General features: G+C 60.9%; 15 protein-coding genes. 7 read left to right on the forward strand and 8 right to left on the reverse strand.

Annotated features, from left to right (window positions below; translation table 11 throughout):
* The first annotated feature begins 55 nt into the window (after window positions 1-55).
* From PMI03_RS21870 to PMI03_RS21880, 3 genes are all read left to right on the forward strand, one after another.
* Window positions 56-997: an ABC transporter substrate-binding protein gene (locus PMI03_RS21870; RefSeq protein WP_007698106.1), complete on the forward strand. Its 942-nt coding sequence runs from the start codon at window positions 56-58 to the stop codon at window positions 995-997.
* A 30-nt stretch (window positions 998-1027) separates the two neighbouring features.
* Window positions 1028-2083 carry an LLM class flavin-dependent oxidoreductase gene (locus PMI03_RS21875; protein ID WP_007698107.1) on the forward strand — a complete coding sequence of 352 codons (1056 nt, stop codon included), beginning with the start codon at window positions 1028-1030 and terminating at the stop codon, window positions 2081-2083.
* 248 nt (window positions 2084-2331) lie between these two features.
* Complete coding sequence (locus PMI03_RS21880; RefSeq protein ID WP_007698108.1) at window positions 2332-3396, forward strand: glycosyltransferase; 1065 nt, start codon at window positions 2332-2334, stop codon at window positions 3394-3396.
* A gap of 28 nt (window positions 3397-3424) precedes the next feature.
* Here the strand turns inward: PMI03_RS21880 and PMI03_RS21885 are convergent, their stop codons facing one another.
* Genes PMI03_RS21885 through PMI03_RS21895 form a run of 3 tightly spaced genes read right to left on the reverse strand, consistent with a single transcriptional unit; the run spans window position 3425 to window position 7409 of the window.
* A complete protein-coding gene (locus tag PMI03_RS21885) occupies window positions 3425-4822 on the reverse strand; it encodes an LLM class flavin-dependent oxidoreductase (RefSeq protein ID WP_007698109.1) in 1398 nt (465 codons plus the stop codon).
* Between the two features lie 38 nt (window positions 4823-4860).
* The gene (locus PMI03_RS21890; protein ID WP_007698110.1) at window positions 4861-5931 is read right to left on the reverse strand and encodes an ABC transporter permease; all 1071 of its coding nucleotides are present in this window, start codon (window positions 5929-5931) and stop codon (window positions 4861-4863) included.
* Complete coding sequence (locus tag PMI03_RS21895; protein ID WP_007698111.1) at window positions 5928-7409, reverse strand: sugar ABC transporter ATP-binding protein; 1482 nt, start codon at window positions 7407-7409, stop codon at window positions 5928-5930. Before PMI03_RS21895 ends, PMI03_RS21890 begins: the two co-directional genes overlap by 4 nt.
* Window positions 7410-7636: 227 nt before the next feature.
* Here PMI03_RS21895 and PMI03_RS21900 point away from each other — a divergent pair, with 227 nt between their 5' ends.
* Together PMI03_RS21900 and PMI03_RS21905 are read left to right on the forward strand one after the other, a co-directional pair.
* Complete coding sequence (locus tag PMI03_RS21900; protein WP_007698113.1) at window positions 7637-8683, forward strand: substrate-binding domain-containing protein; 1047 nt, start codon at window positions 7637-7639, stop codon at window positions 8681-8683.
* Window positions 8684-8766: 83 nt separating this feature from the next.
* The gene (locus tag PMI03_RS21905; RefSeq protein WP_007698116.1) at window positions 8767-9978 is read left to right on the forward strand and encodes an acyl-CoA dehydrogenase family protein; all 1212 of its coding nucleotides are present in this window, start codon (window positions 8767-8769) and stop codon (window positions 9976-9978) included.
* Window positions 9979-10106: 128 nt separating this feature from the next.
* On the opposite strand, the gene PMI03_RS21910 is transcribed toward PMI03_RS21905, so the two are convergent.
* Together PMI03_RS21910 and PMI03_RS21915 are read right to left on the reverse strand one after the other, a co-directional pair.
* Entirely contained in the window at window positions 10107-11324 is a 1218-nt protein-coding gene (locus tag PMI03_RS21910) for an SfnB family sulfur acquisition oxidoreductase (protein WP_007698119.1), read from the reverse strand.
* 210 nt (window positions 11325-11534) lie between these two features.
* The gene (locus PMI03_RS21915) at window positions 11535-13868 is read right to left on the reverse strand and encodes a glucose/quinate/shikimate family membrane-bound PQQ-dependent dehydrogenase (protein ID WP_007698121.1); all 2334 of its coding nucleotides are present in this window, start codon (window positions 13866-13868) and stop codon (window positions 11535-11537) included.
* A gap of 354 nt (window positions 13869-14222) precedes the next feature.
* Between PMI03_RS21915 and PMI03_RS21920 the strand changes: the two genes are divergently transcribed.
* Window positions 14223-14411, forward strand: a complete 189-nt coding sequence (locus tag PMI03_RS21920; protein ID WP_007698123.1) for a hypothetical protein — start codon at window positions 14223-14225, stop codon at window positions 14409-14411.
* A gap of 50 nt (window positions 14412-14461) precedes the next feature.
* Here PMI03_RS21920 and PMI03_RS21925 read toward each other — a convergent pair whose 3' ends face one another.
* Genes PMI03_RS21925 through PMI03_RS21935 form a run of 3 tightly spaced genes read right to left on the reverse strand, consistent with a single transcriptional unit; the run spans window position 14462 to window position 17402 of the window.
* A complete protein-coding gene (locus PMI03_RS21925) occupies window positions 14462-15190 on the reverse strand; it encodes an esterase family protein (protein WP_007698126.1) in 729 nt (242 codons plus the stop codon).
* Entirely contained in the window at window positions 15187-16146 is a 960-nt protein-coding gene (locus PMI03_RS21930; protein WP_007698128.1) for an acetylxylan esterase, read from the reverse strand. The genes PMI03_RS21925 and PMI03_RS21930 overlap by 4 nt, the downstream gene beginning before the upstream one ends.
* Window positions 16147-16196: 50 nt before the next feature.
* Entirely contained in the window at window positions 16197-17402 is a 1206-nt protein-coding gene (locus PMI03_RS21935) for an ROK family transcriptional regulator (protein WP_007698130.1), read from the reverse strand.
* Between the two features lie 275 nt (window positions 17403-17677).
* Between PMI03_RS21935 and PMI03_RS21940 the strand changes: the two genes are divergently transcribed.
* Window positions 17678-18949, forward strand: coding sequence for an ABC transporter substrate-binding protein (locus PMI03_RS21940; RefSeq protein ID WP_007698139.1), 1272 nt, complete (start codon window positions 17678-17680; stop codon window positions 18947-18949).
* The last annotated feature ends 4 nt before the right edge of the window (window positions 18950-18953 follow it).

An 18953-nucleotide genomic window follows, 5' to 3' on the forward strand; every position in this document is an offset into this window, starting at 1 on the left:
CCGGCTCCGCGAAAGCGTGAGCCGGCCTTCATGAAGATAGAATATGGAGACTATTATGACAGGCATACCGGCCATCCGGGCATGTTCATTCGTTTTGATGATGACGGCGCTGACGTCTTTCGGCACGGCCCGCGCCGATGATCTGAGTTTCGACCTGAGCCCGGAGCAGCCGGGCCGCATTCATGTCGAGCGGGACGAAAAAGCCATCGCCGCCATCCCGAAAGGTTTCACGTTCGTGACGCCCGGCACGCTCACGGTTGCCGTCGCGCCAGGCGGCCCGCCGCTTGCCACCTACGCGACAGACGCCAGGACCGTGGTTGGTGCCGATCCGGACATCGCCACTGTCATCGCCGACAGCCTCGGGCTGAAGCTGGAACTGGTGCCGGTTGCCTGGATCGATTGGCCGCTAGGCCTCACCTCAGGCAAATATGATGCCGTGATCTCCAATGTCGGCGTCACCGAGCAGCGCAAGGAGAAATTCGATTTCTCCACCTATCGCCAGGGCCTGCACGGCATTTACGTCAAGTCGGACAGCAAGATCGGCTCGATCAAGGAGCCGAAGGATGCGGCGGGCCTCAAGTTCATCGTCGGTGCCGGCACCAATCAGGAACGCATCCTGCTCGAATGGAGCAAAGAGAATGTCGCCGCAGGGCTGAAGCCGCTGGAGCTGCAATATTATGACGACGATGCTGCGAGCTTGCTGGCACTGGCGTCCGGTCGCGCCGATGTGATCGTCCAGCCGCATGCGCAGCTCGTCTACATCGCCGCGCGCGACAAGAACATCAGGAGCGTCGGCACACTGAGCGCCGGCTGGCCGGATCGTTCCGATGTCGCTGTGACCACGCGCAAGGGGAGTGGCCTGGCCTACGCCTTGACCGTCGCCACCAACGACCTGATCGCCAACGGCACCTACGGCAAGGTCCTCGACCAATGGCATCTGGCGGAGGAAGCCCTCCCGAAGTCGGAAACCAATCCGCCCGGCCTGCCGAAATATTGATCGCCAGAACGCGTAAATGGGAGTGATGACATGAGCGGCCGCAAGATCTCAATCAACCATATCGGCTTCCTGACCCCTGGAAACTATCCCGACGACGATCCGCTGGCGGGATTGGAACAGACGCTGCAGCAACTGCGATATGGCGAGGAGCTGGGCTTTGACAGCGCCTGGGTCCGGCAGCGGCATCTGGAGCCCGGCATTTCGTCGGGTAGTGCCTTCCTGGCGGCTGCAACCCAGCGAACCAGCCGGATCCAGCTGGGCACGGCGGTGATCCCGATCGGCTATGAAAGCCCTTACCGGCTGGCCGAGGACCTCGCCACCGTCGATGTCCTGTCGCGCGGGCGGTTGAACGTTGGCGTCAGCGCCGGCCGGCCGCTGCATGCCGACCTAATCGCGCCGCTGGTCTTCGACGGTGACTGGGAGAGCAATGATTTCTCCCATGATCGCGTCTTGCGCTTTGCCGACAATCTGCGCGGCACTCCTCTTGGCGACGAGCAGACCTTCATCAAGACGCCCTTCGGCCCGATCCGTCCGCGCCTGCAGCCCTATGCCAAGGGGCTGATCGATCGGATATGGTATGGCGGCGGGTCGCAACGCTCGGCCGAATGGGCCGGCCGCAACGGCTTCAACCTGCTGACCGGCAATGTGATCACGGGCGAGGGAACCGACGACTTCCTCATTGCTCAATCGCGGCTCATCGAGACCTATCGTGCAGCCGCAAGAACCCGGGACCGCATCGCGCTCGGCCGCGTCATCGTGCCGTTCGACAGTGCTGATGCCGCCACCCGTCGCCGGTATCAGGATTATGCCGCCGGCCGCTATGAGCGGACACTAACGCCGCAGGGCGAACGGCGAACCCTGTTTGCCCGAGATATCATCGGCACCTCGGAGGAGATCTTGGAGCAGCTCTTCGCCGATCCGGTCCTACCCAAGGTCAGCGAGTTGCGGCTGGAACTGCCTTACGAGTTCGAGCATGAGCAATACCGCCAGATCCTCCATGACTTCGTCACGCGGATTGCGCCGGAGCTAGGCTGGTCAGGCGCGGGCTCGACTGCATCCGGCAAAGACGAAAAACGCTACGCCTGAGCCCGACGCCCGGTTGATCGGTGTCCATTCACGGCGTTTTGAGGCCATTGCCATTCAAAAGCCACAAAGCTGCCAAGTCTGGCAACAGTACAGACAAGTTCAGACTTCGTCTTCGCCACCCGTCGGGCAGCACGTCCGTGACAACAGCTTCTCCATGTTGAGGAGCTGTGCTTCCCGAAACGGGTTTTTCCAAGGACCTGAATGAGAAGGTTCGCCGCGACCAAAGCAGAATTGCGAGGTTCAATGCGATGCACTCCATCCCAGACCGTGCTTCAGTTTCCATCATCATCTCGAACTACAATTACGCACGCTTCCTCCGCCGCGCTGTCGGCAGCGCGTTGGAGCAGGACTACGACAATGTGGAGCTCATCGTCGTCGACGATGCCTCTACCGATAACTCCGCCGAGGTCATTGCTTCCTACGGATCAAGCATCAAGGCGTGCCTGAAAGAAGCCAATGGCGGGCACGGCGGCGCGTTCAATACCGGTTTTGCCGCAAGCAGCGGTGAGATCGTCCTCTTTCTTGACGCCGACGATTATCTCTACCCGAATGCGGTGTCCGAAATCGTCAATGCTTGGGAAGACGACACAGTCCAGGTGCAATTCCGATTGCACCTCGTCGACGAGGACCAGCAGGTCAAAGATATCTTTCCGCCTTCTGAGCTGCCGTTCGATTCCGGCGACGTCACCTCGAAACTGTTGCAGAGAGGACGTTACCAGACCACCGTCACCAGCGGCCTCGCTTTCAAGCGCACGGTTTTGGAAGCGGTCATGCCGGTTCCGGAGACAGATTTCCGACAGGGGGCCGATGGCTATCTCGTAACCGTGGCGCCTCTCCATGGAAAGGTAACGTCGATCGAGACCTGTCTCGGCGCCTACCGCATTCATGGCGCCAATCATTCGGTCTTCGCGGAGAAGCTCGGCCAACGCGCACGCTGGCGCATGGAGCATGATTTTCACCGTATGGATGCTCTATCGGATCAGGCCGCCGAAGTTGGTCTGACAGTGCCGCAGGACGTCAACCTCCATGATCCCGTCCATCTGGAAGAGCGTCTGGCGTCGCTCTGCATGGATAGCTCGAAGCATCCGATGACCAGCGATTCCAGATTTACCCTCGGCACCGCCGGCGCCGTGGCCAGTATGGAAATGAATGCATCCCTACGCCGCCGCGCGGTGCTCGCGGCGTGGTTTCTGTCCGTCGGCGTCCTTCCCCGGCGCATGGCGAAAGCAGTGCTGTCGTGGAAGCTCGTCGCCTCGTCGAGGCCTGCCTTCCTGCTGCGCATTTCGAAGACCATCCGCCACGCGGTTGGGTAGGCCAAGAGATAGCGGTGCGGTTGCGCCGCTATCTCGCCACGGCCCTTGCGATCCGCTCCTCGTTCAAGTTCCGATAGCTGGCGCCCGGATGCGGCGCCTGCAGCCGTGGCCCCTTGCCGCCTAGCTTTTCCCGCAGCGTTCCCTGGCGATAGTCGGTCTTGTAGACGCCGCGCTTCTGCAGCTCCGGCACGAGCAGGTTGACGGCATCCTCAAAGCTTTCCGGCGTCACGGCATAGGCGAGGTTGAAGCCATCCACATCTGTATCCTCAACCCATTCCTGCAGAAGATCAGCGACCGTTTCCGGCGAGCCGACGAAGACCGGGCCGAAGCCACCGATGCCGACCCAGTCCGCCATCTCGCGCACGGTCCAGACCTTGTCCGGATCGATGGTGGTGAAGGTTTCGACGGCCGATTGCACGGCGTTGGTATAGCGGTGCCTCAGCGGTTCGTCAGGCGCGAACTGGCCGAAATCGATGCCTGTCCAGCCGGAAATCAGCGTCTGCGCGCCTTCGTAGGAGACATATTTGCGATATTCGTCGAACTTCTTTTTCGCGTCCGCATCCGTCTCGCCGAGGATGACCGTCTGCAGGTTGAAGGCGAGGATTTCGCGCGGATTGCGCCCGGCCTTGGCTGCCGCCTCGCGGACATTGGCGACGTAGCGCTTCAGCACCGGCTTCGACGGTGCGGCGACGAAGATGCATTCGGCATGTGCGCCGGCGAAATCCTTGCCGCGGCTTGAGGCACCGGCCTGGTAGAGGACAGGCGTGCGCTGCGGCGACGGCTCGCTCAGATGAATGCCCGGCACGGTGAATTGCTTGCCGACATGATGGATCGGATGAACCTTTTCCGGATGGGTGAAGATACCAGCCTCGCGGTCACGCACCACGGCATCGTCCTCCCAGCTTCCTTCCCAGAGCTTGTAGCAGACCTCGAGATATTCCTCGGCAAGGTCGTAGCGATCGTCATGCTTCGTCTGCGCCGCCTGGCCGACATTCAGCGCGCCGCTGTTCAAATAGGAGGTGACGATATTCCAGCCGACGCGGCCTTTGGTCAGATGGTCGAGCGTCGAGATACGGCGGGCGAAGGTATAGGGATGCTCGAAGGAAAGCGACGCCGTCAGCCCGAAGCCGAGATGCTCGGTGACATAGGCCATGGTCGGAATGAGCTGCAGCGGATCGTTGACCGGCACCTGCGCCGAATGGCGAAGAGCTGCATCGACATTGCCGTTCAGCACATCATAGACCCCGAGCACGTCGGCGATGAACAGGCCGTCGAACTTGCCGCGCTCCAGCGTCTTGGCGAGATGCACCCAGTAGTCGAGGTCCTTGTACTTCCACGACTGATCGCGCGGATGCCGCCAGAGGCCGGGCGACTGGTGTCCGACGCAATTCATGTCAAAGGCGTTCAGCCTGATTTCGCGGCTCATTTTCTGCTCCTTGTGGGGTCGGAGGTAAGGGCGGGATGTCAGGGATTGGCGCGGCCGAGGCCGTAGGTCAGGGCGAGCGCTCCGACGAGCACGGCGCCCTTGACAAAATCCTGGGTGTAATAGGGGGCGTTCAGCATGGTCAGTCCGTTGAGCAACACGCCGACGAAGACTGCGCCGACGAGGGTGCCAAGCACGTTTGGGCGGCGCAGACCGAGCACGGCAAAACCGATTAGCGACGCTGCGACCGCATCCATCAGCAGCGAACCGCCGGAAGAGACGTCACCGCGGCCGACGCGCGCGGCAATGACGATACCGCCGAGCGAGGCGAGCGTGCCGGATATGACATAGGCCAGCGTCTTCAGCCGCGTCGTGGAGGCACCCGCCAGCCGCGTCGCCACTTCGTTGCCGCCGGTGGCGAAAAGCAGCCGGCCGACGCGGGTCCGCTCGGTCAGCACAAAGAGCACTAGCGCGACCAGGATCATCAGCACGACGGAAACCGGCACGATGCCGAACAGGCTGTAGCGGCCGATCAAGAGGAACTGCGGATCGTAGCTGCCGGCGGCCTTGGAGCCGTTGGGCAGGATCAGTCCGGAGGAGATCGAGCGCCCGGCGGTCGGGATCAGCTGTAGGCCGGAGAGCAGAAACATCATCGACAGCGTCGCCAAAAGATCCGGCACTCTCAACCTGACAATGATGAAGGCGTTGATCAGGCCGATCGCGGCACCGAAGGACAGCACCAGTGGCACGGTGGCGTAGACATCAAGTTGCCAGACAATCATCGCGTAGCTTGCGGCCATGACGCTCGAGGCGGCGACTGCGCCAATTGAGAGATCGAACCCGCCGACGGCAAGCGTCACGGTGACGCCGGCGCCAAGGATGGCGACGACGGAGACCGCTTGCAGGATGCTCATGAGATTGTTGAGGTTGATGAAGGCGGGCTGGGCGGCCGTGAAGCCGATGATAAGTGCCGCGAGCAGGATGAAGACCGCCCCGGAGCGCAGGACGGCGCTGATGTTGGCAAGCCAGTCGATTATCGGATTGACGGCGGCTGCCGCCGTCTCGGCCCGTTCCGCCGGCTGCGGGAAGCTGTCATTGTCAACGGATGTCATGCGGGGATGTCCTCAAGGGTGTCTGGGGTCGGAGCGCTGGCGACAGGGCTCAGGCTATGCCGGTCGATCACGAGAATGCGGTCGGCCACCTCGTAGGCCTCCTCCGGGTCCGAGGTGGCAATCAGCGTGGCGCGATCGCTGCGGCTGCGTATGGCTTGGATGATGTCATGCCGGGCGCCGACATCGACGCCCTGAAAAGGTTCGTCGAGCAGCAGAAGCCGGCTTTGTTCGGCCTCCCAACGCGCCAGCACCACCTTCTGCTGGTTGCCGCCCGAGAGCGTCCAGACGGAGGCGAGGGGACCCGGAGCCTTGATCCGCAAACGGTCGATCGCCTTTTCCGCCTCCTGCCGCTCGCGATTGCCGAAGAGGAAACCATTCGGGTACCAGCGGCGGAGATGCGGCAGGCTGATGGTAGCGGCGACCGAATTGCCGGGCCAGGCGACTGGCATCAGCGAAGAGCGGTGCCGGTCTTCAGCGGCCATGGCGACACCGGCGGCAATTGCCTGTGCCGGATTTCTCGGCCGATAGGGCTTACCGTCCAAGTGCATGTCGCCCCCGACGAGCGGGTTGAGGCCGAAGATCGCGGAGAGCAGGCGGCTCTTTCCCGCGCCGAGCACGCCGGTAATGGCGACGACTTCCCCTTCGCGAAGCGAGAGATCGAATGGGATGGCGTTCGGCACCAGCCGTGCATTGCGCATGTCGAAGACCGGCTTGCCACCGATATCGCGCGCACTTGGTCGTGCCGACTCCAGCTTGCGGCCGATCATCGTCTCGATGGCGGCCGGGAAATCGATCGGGCGCGTGAAGGAGCCGACAACGCGCCCGCCGCGCATGACCAGCGCGCGATCCGCGATCGCACCCAGATCTGCCGTACGATGGGAGATATAGAGGATCGCCAGCCCCTGGCTTTTCAACCGCAGGAGAATATCAAACAGACGGCGGCTTTCCTGCCCCGACAGGCTTGCTGTGGGTTCGTCGAGGATCATCAAGTCCGCCTGATCGGCAAGTGCACGCGCAACCGCCACCAATTGCCGGTCTGCCGCCGGCAGATCGCCGAAGTCCCGATCGAGCGGCAGGGAAAAGCCCGCGACATCCAATATGGCTTGTGCCTCTGCGCGGATGCCCGCGCGCGAAACGAAGAACGGTATCCGGTGATCCGCGTAGCGCGGCAGCAGCAATGCGTCCGCGACCGTCAAACCAGGAGCGCCGACAAGGTCGGTCGATTGATGGACGGTGACGACTCCGGCTTTGGTCGCCTCAGCGGGGGTCGCCGGCGCGAAGCCATGCCCCTTGAACCGGATATTGCCGCCGTCAGCGGCCAGCGAGCCGGATAGGATTTTCACCAGCGTCGATTTGCCGGCGCCGTTTGCGCCCATCAAGGCGACGATCTCACCCCGCTCGATAGACAGCGTCGCATCGGCAAGCGCACGCGTCGAACCAAAGTTGCGCGTCAGATTTTCGACTTGGAGCAGGGGCATGCAGTCTTTTCCGGTTTCACCCGATAATGCCCCGGGGCGCCGCCGAACTTCCAGGCACGCCATTTCCGGGACAAAGCCGGAGATGGAACAAAGAATCTCCGGAAGCGGCAAAATTCAGATCATTTACTCTACTAAAAACATAGAGATTATTTCTAATAGATTGACGCGTCGCCGGGAACCCGTTGCCCATCAGACGACGCTCTCGATTGACTAAAAGGAACGCGACGATGAAATCTCTCGTACGGCTCGCACTGTCGGCTGCCGTCATTCCATTCGTCTTCTTGCAGCCGGCCCATGCCGATGGCATCGCGGGCGCACCGGCCCCCTTCGATAAGGGCGGCGTCAAGCTGGCGTTGATCAGCTATATCTCCGCCGGCGACTTCTTCCAGGCCTATCAGGCTGGAGCGGAGGCGCAGGCCAAGGCGCTCGGCATCGATCTTCGTGTGTTCCCTGGCCGCCAGGATGCAGCCGAGCAGCGCGAGCAGATCCTCCAGGCCGTCAATCTCGGCGTTAGCGGCATCGTCATCGATCATGGCCTGCCGGAATCGCTGGGTGACGTCGTGCAGCAGGCGCTCGACAAGGGCATCAAGGTCGTCGCCTTCGACGTCAACCTCAACAATCCGAAGATCCCCCAGGTCGAGCAGAGCGACCATGAACTGGCGCAACAGGCGCTCGACCAGGTGGTGAAAGACAACGGCAAGAGCTTTGCCGCCGGTTACGTCTATGTCGCGGGCTTCGCCCCGCTCGATCGCCGCAACGAGGTCTGGGAAAAGTTCAAGGCCGCCAATCCCGGCGTCGTTGAAAAGGCGCGTTTCGGCAATGTCAGTGACACGACCGCGACCAGCACTGCCGATCAGGCCAAGGCGGTCTTGACCGCCAATCCGGATATCAAGGTGGTGTTCGCGCCCTATGACGAGTTCGCTCGCGGTGTGAAGCTTGCCGCCGGCGACCTTGGCATCTCCGATAAGATCAAGATCTATTCCGCCGATGTCTCGACAGCCGATATCCAGGAGATCGTCGAGCCGGGAAGCCCCTGGGTCGCGACGGCCGCCACCAATCCCGCCGTCGTCGGCGCGGTTTCCATCCGTGCGGCGGCACTGCAGATCGCCGGACAGGACGTTCCGCACCAGATCACCGTTAAGCCGACGCTTCTGACCCAGGAGAGCCTGCGTGCAGCCGGCGTCAAGACCATCGAGGATCTGGCAGCCAAGATCCCAGCCTTCAGCACCAGCGACGCGGTAACGGCAAGCTGGATTCCAGCCAAGCTGTTCTGAACAGGCAACAGGACTTATGCGGCGGGCCATTTTGGGTCCGCCGCATCATCACTTCAAGTGATCGATGGATCGGGAGTTCGGACATGAGCAAATCCAATGTCGTCTTCGCCGCCAGCCATGGCACCGGACGGGACGCACTATTTTCAACCGCGACGGAGATTTCCGCCGATTTCGCCAAGCGTGCGGCCGAACTCGATCGCGAAGGGTTGCCGCCGCTGAAGGAGATCATCCGGCTCAAGAACTCCGGCCTCCTCAACGCTCTGCATGCGCCGCAGATCGGCGGTGGTGGTTTGAACTGGGTCGATGCGTTGAAGCTGGTGCGTATCATCTCGCGTGGCGAGAGCTCGCTCGGTCAGCTTCTCGGCTACCACTTCGTCAATAGCCAATATATCTATTGGGCGCTCGACGATGCCGCACGCGCCCATGCGCTCGGTGCCGAGACGGTGGCAAAGAACTACTATTGGGGTGCCGCCGTCAATCCGCGCGATCCGGGCCTGGAGCTTACGCGGCGCGGCAGCGCCTACGTGCTCAACGGCCGCAAATCCTTCTCGACGGCCGCCCATATCTCCGACTACATCAACGCCAACGCCGCGCTGGATGGCAAGGTCGCCAGCTTCGCCGTACCGACCAACCGGCCGGGCTACGTCGCCAATGACGATTGGGACAATATCGGCCAACGGCTCTCCGACAGCGGCACCGTCGAGTTCCGCGATTTCCCGGTCTACGAGGAAGACTTCATCGCGCCACCCTCCGAGCCGGATGCACCACCACCGGTGCTTTCTACTTTCAACACTCCGCTGATCCAGCTCGTCTTCGTCAACTTCTACCTCGGCACGGCCGAAGGTGCGCTCGAAGCCGCGCTCGACTATGTGCGGACGACGACCCGGCCCTGGATTACGTCCGGTGTCGAGAAGGCTTCCGATGATCCCTATATTCTTGAGCGTGTCGGAGAGTTCACCGCCGCATTGAAAGCCTCGGCAGCCCTTGCCGACAGCGCTGCCGAAGCCGTCCAGGCCGCCCTTTCGCGGGGCAAGGATGTGACGGCTCGGGAACGTGGTGAAGCGGCGGCGGAAGCCTATGCGGCAAAGGTGCACGCCACCAATGTTTCGCTCGACATCACCTCGCGCGTCTTTGAGCTGACCGGCGCTCGTTCCACCGCGTCGAGCTACCGGTTCGACCGCTTCTGGCGCAACGTCCGCACGCACACGCTGCACGATCCGGTATTCTACAAGGCCAAGGAGGTCGGTGAGTTCGTCTTGAACGGCAAGATCCCGACCGTCAGCCTTTATAGCTGATCACCATCCTCCCAAGATGCATGAAGAAAGGCCCGTTCCGGTTTCGGAACGGGCTTTTTCGTTGGGAGCTTAGAGAAATTCCAGGAAAAGTGCGTAGCGGTTTTCCGTCCGGAATTGCGTAAAAAAGGCTAAAGCGCACCGTTCTTCGGTGGCGTCACGTCGTTCAGATAATAGTTGCCGACGACATGATATTTCCAGCGCACGGGATCGTGCAGCGTGTGGGTGCGCGCATTGCGCCAATGGCGGTCCAGATTGAGCCCAACGCGGACGGACGACGTACCGGCCAGTTCGAACAGCGTGTTCGACGCCTCCAGTGCGATCTCCGTCGTCAACACCTTGGCGGCCGCAACAGCAAGCGTCGCCGCCACGACATTGGCTTCGCTCGGGTCGATCTGGGCGATATCGACCTTCCGACCGGCCCGCTCGACGACAGCTGTCGCCGCTTCGAGACGAATGGCGATCTGCCCGACCTTCGCGATGGTCAGTGGATCGTCGGAGGCACGCTCGACGCCGCTATTCATCCAGGGGCGGGCATTCGTTTTCACGAACGCGACCGTCTCCGCAAAGGCGGCCCGGGCGATGCCGAGATCAACACCGGCATGGATGATCTGCCCGACGGAACCGATCGTTGTAGGGCGTTCGAAACCCTTTTGATGGGAAACGACCGCGTCCGCCCGCACATAGACATTGTTGAGGATCGTGGTGCCGCTTCCGGTCGTTCGCTGGCCGAACCCGTCCCAATCGTCGACGATCTCGATACCCTCGGTGCCGCGTGGCACGAAGGACATGGTCAGTCGCTCCTCATCGTCCAGCGCGAACACCGTGATCCAATCCGCGAAAATGACGCCGGTGGAATAATATTTACGGCCGTTGATCCGATAGCCGAGCCCCTCACGAGTAATGAGCGTATTGTAGTGACCGACAGTCTTGGTGCCCTTTTCCGACAGCGCATTGCCGAACCGGTCGCCCGCCAATGCCCGGCCAAAGAAGAACCGCTTCTGCTCTTCGCTGCCGTCGTTTCGTAAGGCTTCCAGAATGTAGAAATGGTTCTGTGGTATCTGTCCGATCGAACCATCGGCCTCAGCGAGAATGGCGGTCACCTCGGCCAGGACCGCGTTGGAGACATCAAGCCCGCCATATTCGGAGGGAACGGTGATCGAGAGCAGGCCCGATTGCGAGAGCGCGTCGAGTTCGGCATGCGGCAGCAGCCGGTCGATATCGCGGCTGGAGGCAGATTCGGCGAATTGCTTCGCCAGTACGCGCGCCGTCGCGATTGCCTCTTCCTCGCTCGCCAGTCGGACTGCCACCGGGCGAATTCGATCCGTCTGTTGCACCGCTAGATCCATCTGAGCTCTCCTAATTTCAGCGGCCTATGGGTGCAGGATGTCGGCGCCGAAGATAAGGGCGTAAATTCTATAGATATACTGCATTATGAAAAGTTTTTCGGCCGGCAGCGCCGGGAGTCATCTGCATGCATTGACGGCGGTGGATTGCTGAAAAATGGCTCGCAGCCGTGGCAGCTGGAGAGCAAACGACGTTTGCTCTCCACTTCCGCTTCAAGGCAGCCGATAGGCGATGACATAGTCGCCGGGCTTGGTGCCGACCGAGCCATGACCGCCGGCCACCATGAGGACATATTGCTTGTCGTCGGCCGTGTAGGTCATCGGCGTCGACTGGCCACCCGCCGGCAGGCGGGCTTCCCAGAGCTGCCGCCCGGTCGTGACGTCATAGGCGCGCAGATAGTTGTCGACCGCGGCACCCAGGAACGCGACGCCGCCCTTGGTGACGATCGGGCCGCCGATGCCGGGCACACCGACCTTGAAGGGCAGGGGCAGCGGCGTCATGTCATGCACCGTGCCGTTCTTGTGCTTGTAGGCGATCTTGCCGGTCGTGAGATCGGCGCCGGCGACATAGCCCCATGGCGGCGCCTGGCAGGGAATACCGAGCGGTCCGAGGAACGGCCCCATAAAGACCCCGTATGGCGCGCCATCGTTTCGGTTCAGGCCCTGTTCGCTGCCTTTCTGATCCTGGCCTCTCGGCGGAATATCCGCGCGGGGGACGAGCCTCGAGGTGAAGGCGAGATAGGTCGGCATGCCGAACATGATCTGGCGCTCGGGATCGACGGCGACGCTGCCCCAGTTGAAGGTCCCGAAATTGCCGGGGTAGATGATCGAGCCTTCAAGCGACGGCGGCGTATAGCGGCCCTCGTACTTGTAGCGGTGGAAGGCGATACGGCAGGCAAGCTGATCGAACAGCGAGATCCCCCACATGTCCTTTTCCTGCAGCGGAGGCGGTGAGAAGGTTAGGTCCGAGATGGGTTGCGTCGGCGCCGTGTGATCCTCGGGAATAGCACCGCCGGGAGCCGGGATCTCCTTGAACGGAATGAGCGGTGCGCCGGTGCGCCGGTCAAGCACATAGATGTCGCCCTGCTTGGTCGAGGCGACAAGCGCCGGCACGACGGACCCGTCGGATTTCTTCATGTCGAAGAGCACGGGCTGGGCCGGCACGTCCATGTCCCAAAGATCGTGGTGTACGAACTGCTGCACCCATTTGAGCTGGCCGGTGTTGATATCAAGCGCTACCACGGAAGAGGAGAAGCGCTCGACATTGGCGCTGCGGCCCATGCCGAGCTGGTCGGGAACCTGGTTGCCGAGCGGGATATAGATCAAGCCCAGCGTCTCATCGACGCTCGATACCGACCAGCTGTTCGGCGAATTGGTGGTGTATGTCTGCCCGACCGGCAAGGGCGTGGTCTGATCCGGATTGCCGGAGTCCCAGTTCCAGACAAGCGCGCCGGTCTTGATATCGAAGGCGCGGATAACACCGGATTGTTCCTGGGTGGAGTAATTGTCGTTGACCGCCCCGCCGACGATAATCTTGCCCGCCACGGCGACAGGCGGCGAGGTCGAATAGTAATAGCCAGCCGGATTGTACTTCATGCCGGTTTCGAGATGGAGCACACCTTGGTCGGCAAAACTCGTGCAGACCTTGCCATCGGCCGCGTCGAGCGCGATCAGGCGCGCATCGGAGGTCGGCAGGTAGACGCGGTCGGCGCAGGGTGCCCCAGCTGTTGCTGCCTGATCGTGATAGTAGGTGACACCACGGCATGTCTGGTGCTGGCGGTCCGGGTTCATTCCGGAATTGGAGTCGAACCGCCATTTCTCCTTACCGCTGACCGCATCGAGCGCGATCGCCAGATTATGCGGCGTGCACAGGTAGAGCGTGTCGCCCACCTTGAGCGGTGTCACCTGATAGGTCGTCTCGCCGATATCATCAGGGCGCTTCACGTCACCGGTCTGATATCGCCAGACCTCTTGGAGATTGGCGACATTCTGGACATTGATCTGGTCGAGCGGCGAATAGCGCTGGCCATAAGGCGTGCGGCCATATTGATGCCATTCGCCATTCGGCACATCGCCGCCCATCGGCGCGCTGGCCGCAACAGTTGTCGGAAGATCGCCGGAAAGATCGTGCGGATCGGTGGTCATCGAGTAACCGGCGACGATGATTGCTACGAGCAACGGCAGGCCAAGCGGCCAGGGACTGGCGGCATATTGCACGCCGTCGAGGCTGCGGAAGCCGAGCGGGCGCCGTATCCACGGCGTCAGCAACCAAAGGCCGATCAGGATGATCAGGCCGCCGCGCGGCCCGAGCTGCCACCAATCAAAACCGACCTCCCAGATCGCCCAGCCAAGTGCCGCGAGTACGAAGATCGCATAGAGCCAAAGGGCGGCCGCTTTGCGTAGGAACAGCAATATCGCAGTCGCAAGAAATGCCAGGCCAGCAAGGACATAAAAGAAACTGCCGCCAAGCAGGACGAGCCATAGCCCGCCGCCGCCGAGCGCCAGCCCGATAAGCGCCAGAACGAACGATGTGATTCCAGTGGCCATGATCTACTCCAGTCTATTCGCCGAATTGACAGTGATTGATCGAGGATAAGCGGCAACGATTGGCCACGATCCTTGTTGGGGTCAGATGCCCGATGGCGCCGAAATTGGGGAAAGGAATGATTCGGGTGTGATGGCCCTCAGTGATTTCGTAGCGATCCATAGAGTCCCCCAAAACGAAATCGACTTTTCATCGTTGCAATGGCAGAAATGTTCCATTCCAGCGAGCATTTCAAGCGCGATGAGACGCAATCGAATTTATTAACGGACGTCGTTAATTTTTTAACAACTTTTGCGAATACTAATGGAAGCCGACGCAGGATCAAGGGGTTCTGCGTCACCGCTGGAGGAAACGCGATGAATTTGAAGATCGTCACCGCTCAGTCGGAAGTGGAAACCGATGATACCGGAACCTATCCGGACGGTCTGGTGGAGCAAAATCGAGTCGACCTGTCCTTGAGCCGAGAACGGCAGCACCAAAGGTCCCACGAGCGCGACTACGGCGCCGGTAAACGAATCGCTCCGCTTCCGGTCGGCCTGGTATAAAAGGCTATGCGGGGAAACCCGCACGCAGGAGCGCGGGCGAGGATCTTTCGTCATATGTACAGCGGCGTCATCTCGCGCCAAGCGCCCGCCCGATGGGCGCGTCCACCCCAGATATGCAGGTGATGATCGATCCGTTTGTCGGCCAGAAGCCGGCTGAGATGGCGATTGTTGTCGAGAAAAGGATCGGCGTCGCCAATGACCAGCACGATGTCGATCTCACGAAGCCTCTGCAGCCGCCGTTCGCAGGTAAGGCCCGGTAGAAAATGCGTCGGAGTGTGGAAATAGACCGTGTCGTCGTAATAGCCGTCGAACAGATCACTAAAGGATTCAACCTTCATCGTCAGATCATAGCGACCTGAAAAGGCGACGAGCTTGCGGAAGAGGTGAGGGTGCCGGAAAACGAGGCTTGCAGCCTGGAATGCGCCGAGGCTGCAGCCGTGCACGATGATGCAGTCATGGGGATTTTTCTCTGCCATCAGCGGCAGAACTTCGTTCAGGATATAATCCTCGAAGGCGGCATGGCGGCGAATGCGTTCGGATGGGTGGTGCTGCAATCCGTAAAAACTCTCGGTCGCCAGACCTTCTATACAATAGAGTTGCAGCTCTCCGGCTTCCAGTTTGCCGGCCAGGCTGGCGACAATGCCCAGCTGTTCATACTCCCAGAACCGTCCATCCCGCGTCGGAAACATCAGCACCTTGGCCCCGGCATGACCGAACACCAGCAACTCCATGTCTCGATGCAGTCGCTGGCTGTACCAGTGCAGATATTCGCGGTTCATGGCACCTCGAAAAATCGTCTGACCTTTTCGTTGAGTAGTATATTTTGTTCCATGCAACCAGGATAGTCGAAATGGCCGGCGTCGAGAATGAATATTTCATTAAATTTCGGCGACGCGTTTGCTACAGCGAACTGGCATGGCGGCGCCACCGCCGGATCGAAAAGGGCGGGAGCAATGAGCATCGGCACCTTGACGCGGGCCGCCGCGCTTGCCGCATCGAACAGGCGCAAGCTCTCAAGCATGCTTCCGTGCTCTTTTTGGTAAGCCTGGACCGAATCGGCGCTGCCGACCGTTGGTAAACTCAACCATAGTGACCGGTTCCCGAAGGTCGGCACCACCAGGTGTCCGCGATCGATCCGGGCATCGAAGGGGATCGCCAGAGCCCCGATGCCGCCGCCGAAGCTGATGCCGCTATAGCCGATATGCCCTTTGAGCCACGGATAGAGATCGACAAGCGTCGAGACGGCGATCCACAGATCATCGACGCAGCCGCCGATGATATAGCGATCGGGCTTGCCGATATCGTAGAGTACATGCCCAGCCGCATCCGACGGAATTGGCGAGCGGGCGCTGCGGGACAGACCGCGACAGCAAGGAAACAATATCGCCGTCTCTTTCACCGGCAGGTCGAAGTCGGGCAGATCCCTCCCGCCATAGCCATGGCCGACGACAAGGCCGCGCCGTACCTGTCCTTCACGAGGAAGCAGCAGCCAGCCGCCGATCGGAAACGAACCGGTCGACAAATAGGTGATGTCGAAAACATGCCAATCAGGATGATGCGTCTTGCTGCGGCGAAGCTTCGGCTGCGGGTCGACGGCGATCGCACGTTGATATCGCTCCTTCCAGAAATCATCGAAGCCCGGCGGTGCGTCCGGTGGCTTGATGGCGAGGAGCTTTTCAAGCTCCATGCCGTAGGTGGGATCGAAGGCAAAAGGGTGGCTTGTCGGAACGCTCATATGGCGGTTGTCTCGTGAAAGGGCGGGCGGCGCAAGACCGGAGTAGCGCTCTACGCGGCCGACGTCGTGCCCAGCGCCTCCGTGCTTCCCGTCGTGCCGCCAGATGTCTCGAAGTCGAAGAACTTCTGCGTGACGAGAGCCGCCGCTCCCCGAGCCCATGAATTGTCCTCCCAGTCCGGAAGCAGAGGCGGCGACGCGCGAAAGGTATGAGCGGCCAGGGTTGATCTCAACGGCTCGAAAAACGCCTCGCCGAACGATACGGCTTCGCCGCCGACGACGATCACTTCCGGGTCGGTGACATTGACAAGGTTTGCCAAGGCTTTTCCAATCCCGATACCCGCTTCTCTGAGGATATCGCCAACGGCTGCCTCTCCCTCTTCAACTGCATTAAGCATTTCCGGCAAACCATCACTATTGCTACGATTTGTCGTCTCTCGCCAAGTCCGCAGCATCGAGGTCTGGGAATGATAGGCCATGAGACAACCGCGCTTGCCGCATTCGCAAAGGCGGCCGTTTTCCTCATGCAGCGTATGCCCGAACTTGCCGGCGGCGCCATTGGCGCCACGGTAGAGCTTGCCCTCGATGATCAGTGCGCAGCTGATACCGACGCCGATGGCGAGTACTGCCATGTTGCGATGCTGCCGCCCGACGCCGAAGAGCTGTTGAGCGATTGCATAGGCGTTCGTGTCATCCTCCAGCCAGACGGGCACCTTGACCTTCTGCGCCAATATCGAGGCGAGGGGAACATTATTCCAGTTGAAGCGATGGCTGCGCACGCAGGTCGCCTGGTCATTGTCGATGACGCCGGGCATGGAAATTCCAATGCCGGCGAGCTGTGCATTCGGCCGGGCGGCATATTGCACGAGCAAGGGAACTGCCGCGGCAAGTGTTTTGGCGACGTTTTCCGGATCGTGATCCGCAAGCGTCAGCCGCATGGATGCAAGGGGGCTGGTGGCGAGGTCGGTGACAACGCACTCCACGGAACCAACCATCAGTTTAAAGCCGATCGCCAAACCATTGGTATAATTGATTTCTACAGGAATCGGTCGGCGCCCCGAGAACCCCGCCACGGCCTTGCCTTCGGTCACATGACCTTCCTCGATCAGGTCCGCGATGACGAAGGTAACGGCGGCCGGGCTGAGGCCGGTAATCGTCGCGATCTCGGCACGGCTCTTTGGTCCCTCCTGCCTCAGCAGGTTGAGAATAAGCCGCCGGTTCATGGCGCGCGAGGTACTCTGGTCGCCTTTCAGCTTCACGATTTCTCTTTCTTAATTTTGTAAATTAATTATTGCGTCTGTTTCAGACTTATGCATAACTTCACCCGTCGATCAACATCCAGCCGTGTGCAAGCACGAAGAAGTCAGAATAAAGGGACTCACAGCTTCACGAACCCAAATATCCGGGCAGCACATTCGCTGCCTCGGCGGTTTATTGCGGCCATGCGTCCGGAGGCAAACGGAAAACGCTCGGAGGGCGTCCCGCTGCTCATCGGCTGAGGGTGGAGACAGGCGTTAAAACGGGAGGAATTCAAATGACTTTCAATTTGCTTGGAAGGCCGTCGAGCCGACGTACCTTTTTGAAGGGAGCAGGGGCGGTTTCCGCCACGGCACTCGCGGGTTTTCCGATACCGGCGATTGCGCAGGCACAGGACATCAACATCATTTCCGACGAGAGCAACGCCGATGGCTTGGCGATCCTGCGCAAGATCGGCGATGACTTCGGCAAGCAGGCCGGCGTCAAGGTCGTCATCAACAATATGGACCATGAGGCCCATAAAACCGCGATCCGCAACTATCTCGTCGCCGGCGCGCCGGATGTCTGCTTCTGGTTTTCCGGAAACCGCATGCGCGCCTTCGTCAAGCGTGGCCTTTTCGATGACATCTCCGATCTCTTCGAGAAGGAGAAATACAAGGACGTCCTTGGCGCGACGGCAGGCTCCGTCACCGTCGACGGGAAGCAATATGGCCTGCCGACCGGAGGAACGCTCTGGGGCATGTTCTATCGCAAGGATGTCTTTGCCCAACTCGGCGCTACGGCGCCGGCAAACTGGGATGATTTCCTGGCCTTCGGCGCCAAGTGCAAGGGCGCGAACCTGACGCCGATCGCCATGGGCACCAAGGAATTGTGGCCGGCGGCCGGCTGGTTCGACCAGATGAACCTGCGCATCAACGGTCTCGACAAGCATATGGCGCTGATGAACGGCGAGATGAGCTATCTCGATCCGGCGCTGAAGCCGGTCTTCGATCAGTGGGAAACGTTGATCAAGCAAGGCTTCTTCACGCCCGACAATACCTCTTTCGGTTGGCAGGAGGCGGGCGCGCTTCTGGCGCAGAAGAAGGCGGGGATGATGAACCTCGGCGCCTTCGTCCGCTATGCCTTCCCGAAAGAGGATCTCGACCAGCTCGCTTTCGCGCCATTCCCGTCGATCGACCCGAAGGTCGGCCGTTTTGAGGAATTTTCGCTGAATTCGGTCCATATCCCGGCGAATGCGAAGAACAAGCAGGGTGCCCGCGAGTTTCTGGCTTACTTCTACCGCCCGGAAAATCTCGGCCCCTATCTGGAGCCCGGTGGCAATATCCCGCCGCGCAACGACCTGCCGCCGAGCAAGGATCCGCTGGTCAACGCCGCCGTCGACGTACTGAAGACGCTACAGGGCACGTCGCAATATTACGACCGCGACAGCGATCCCGACATGGCCCAGGCCGGCCTCGTCGGCTTCCAGGAGTTCATGGCGAAGCCCGAGCGGCGGAGCGCCATCCTGCAGCGGCTCGAGGGTACGCGCAAGCGTATCTACAAGCTCTAGCTTT

Source organism: Rhizobium sp. AP16, assembly GCF_000281735.1.
Lineage (GTDB): Bacteria > Pseudomonadota > Alphaproteobacteria > Rhizobiales > Rhizobiaceae > Rhizobium > Rhizobium rhizogenes.

Coding starts and splice junctions, on each gene's coding strand:
- PMI03_RS21870 (WP_007698106.1), top strand. CDS start 56: ATGACAGGCATACCGGCCATCCGGGCATGTTCATTCGTTTTGATGATG.
- PMI03_RS21925 (WP_007698126.1), bottom strand. CDS start 15,190: ATGAACCGCGAATATCTGCACTGGTACAGCCAGCGACTGCATCGAGAC.
- PMI03_RS21885 (WP_007698109.1), bottom strand. CDS start 4,822: ATGAGCCGCGAAATCAGGCTGAACGCCTTTGACATGAATTGCGTCGGA.
- PMI03_RS21905 (WP_007698116.1), top strand. CDS start 8,767: ATGAGCAAATCCAATGTCGTCTTCGCCGCCAGCCATGGCACCGGACGG.
- PMI03_RS21910 (WP_007698119.1), bottom strand. CDS start 11,324: ATGGATCTAGCGGTGCAACAGACGGATCGAATTCGCCCGGTGGCAGTC.
- PMI03_RS21880 (WP_007698108.1), top strand. CDS start 2,332: ATGCACTCCATCCCAGACCGTGCTTCAGTTTCCATCATCATCTCGAAC.
- PMI03_RS21940 (WP_007698139.1), top strand. CDS start 17,678: ATGACTTTCAATTTGCTTGGAAGGCCGTCGAGCCGACGTACCTTTTTG.
- PMI03_RS21895 (WP_007698111.1), bottom strand. CDS start 7,409: ATGCCCCTGCTCCAAGTCGAAAATCTGACGCGCAACTTTGGTTCGACG.
- PMI03_RS21875 (WP_007698107.1), top strand. CDS start 1,028: ATGAGCGGCCGCAAGATCTCAATCAACCATATCGGCTTCCTGACCCCT.
- PMI03_RS21920 (WP_007698123.1), top strand. CDS start 14,223: ATGAATTTGAAGATCGTCACCGCTCAGTCGGAAGTGGAAACCGATGAT.
- PMI03_RS21900 (WP_007698113.1), top strand. CDS start 7,637: ATGAAATCTCTCGTACGGCTCGCACTGTCGGCTGCCGTCATTCCATTC.
- PMI03_RS21890 (WP_007698110.1), bottom strand. CDS start 5,931: ATGACATCCGTTGACAATGACAGCTTCCCGCAGCCGGCGGAACGGGCC.
- PMI03_RS21915 (WP_007698121.1), bottom strand. CDS start 13,868: ATGGCCACTGGAATCACATCGTTCGTTCTGGCGCTTATCGGGCTGGCG.
- PMI03_RS21930 (WP_007698128.1), bottom strand. CDS start 16,146: ATGAGCGTTCCGACAAGCCACCCTTTTGCCTTCGATCCCACCTACGGC.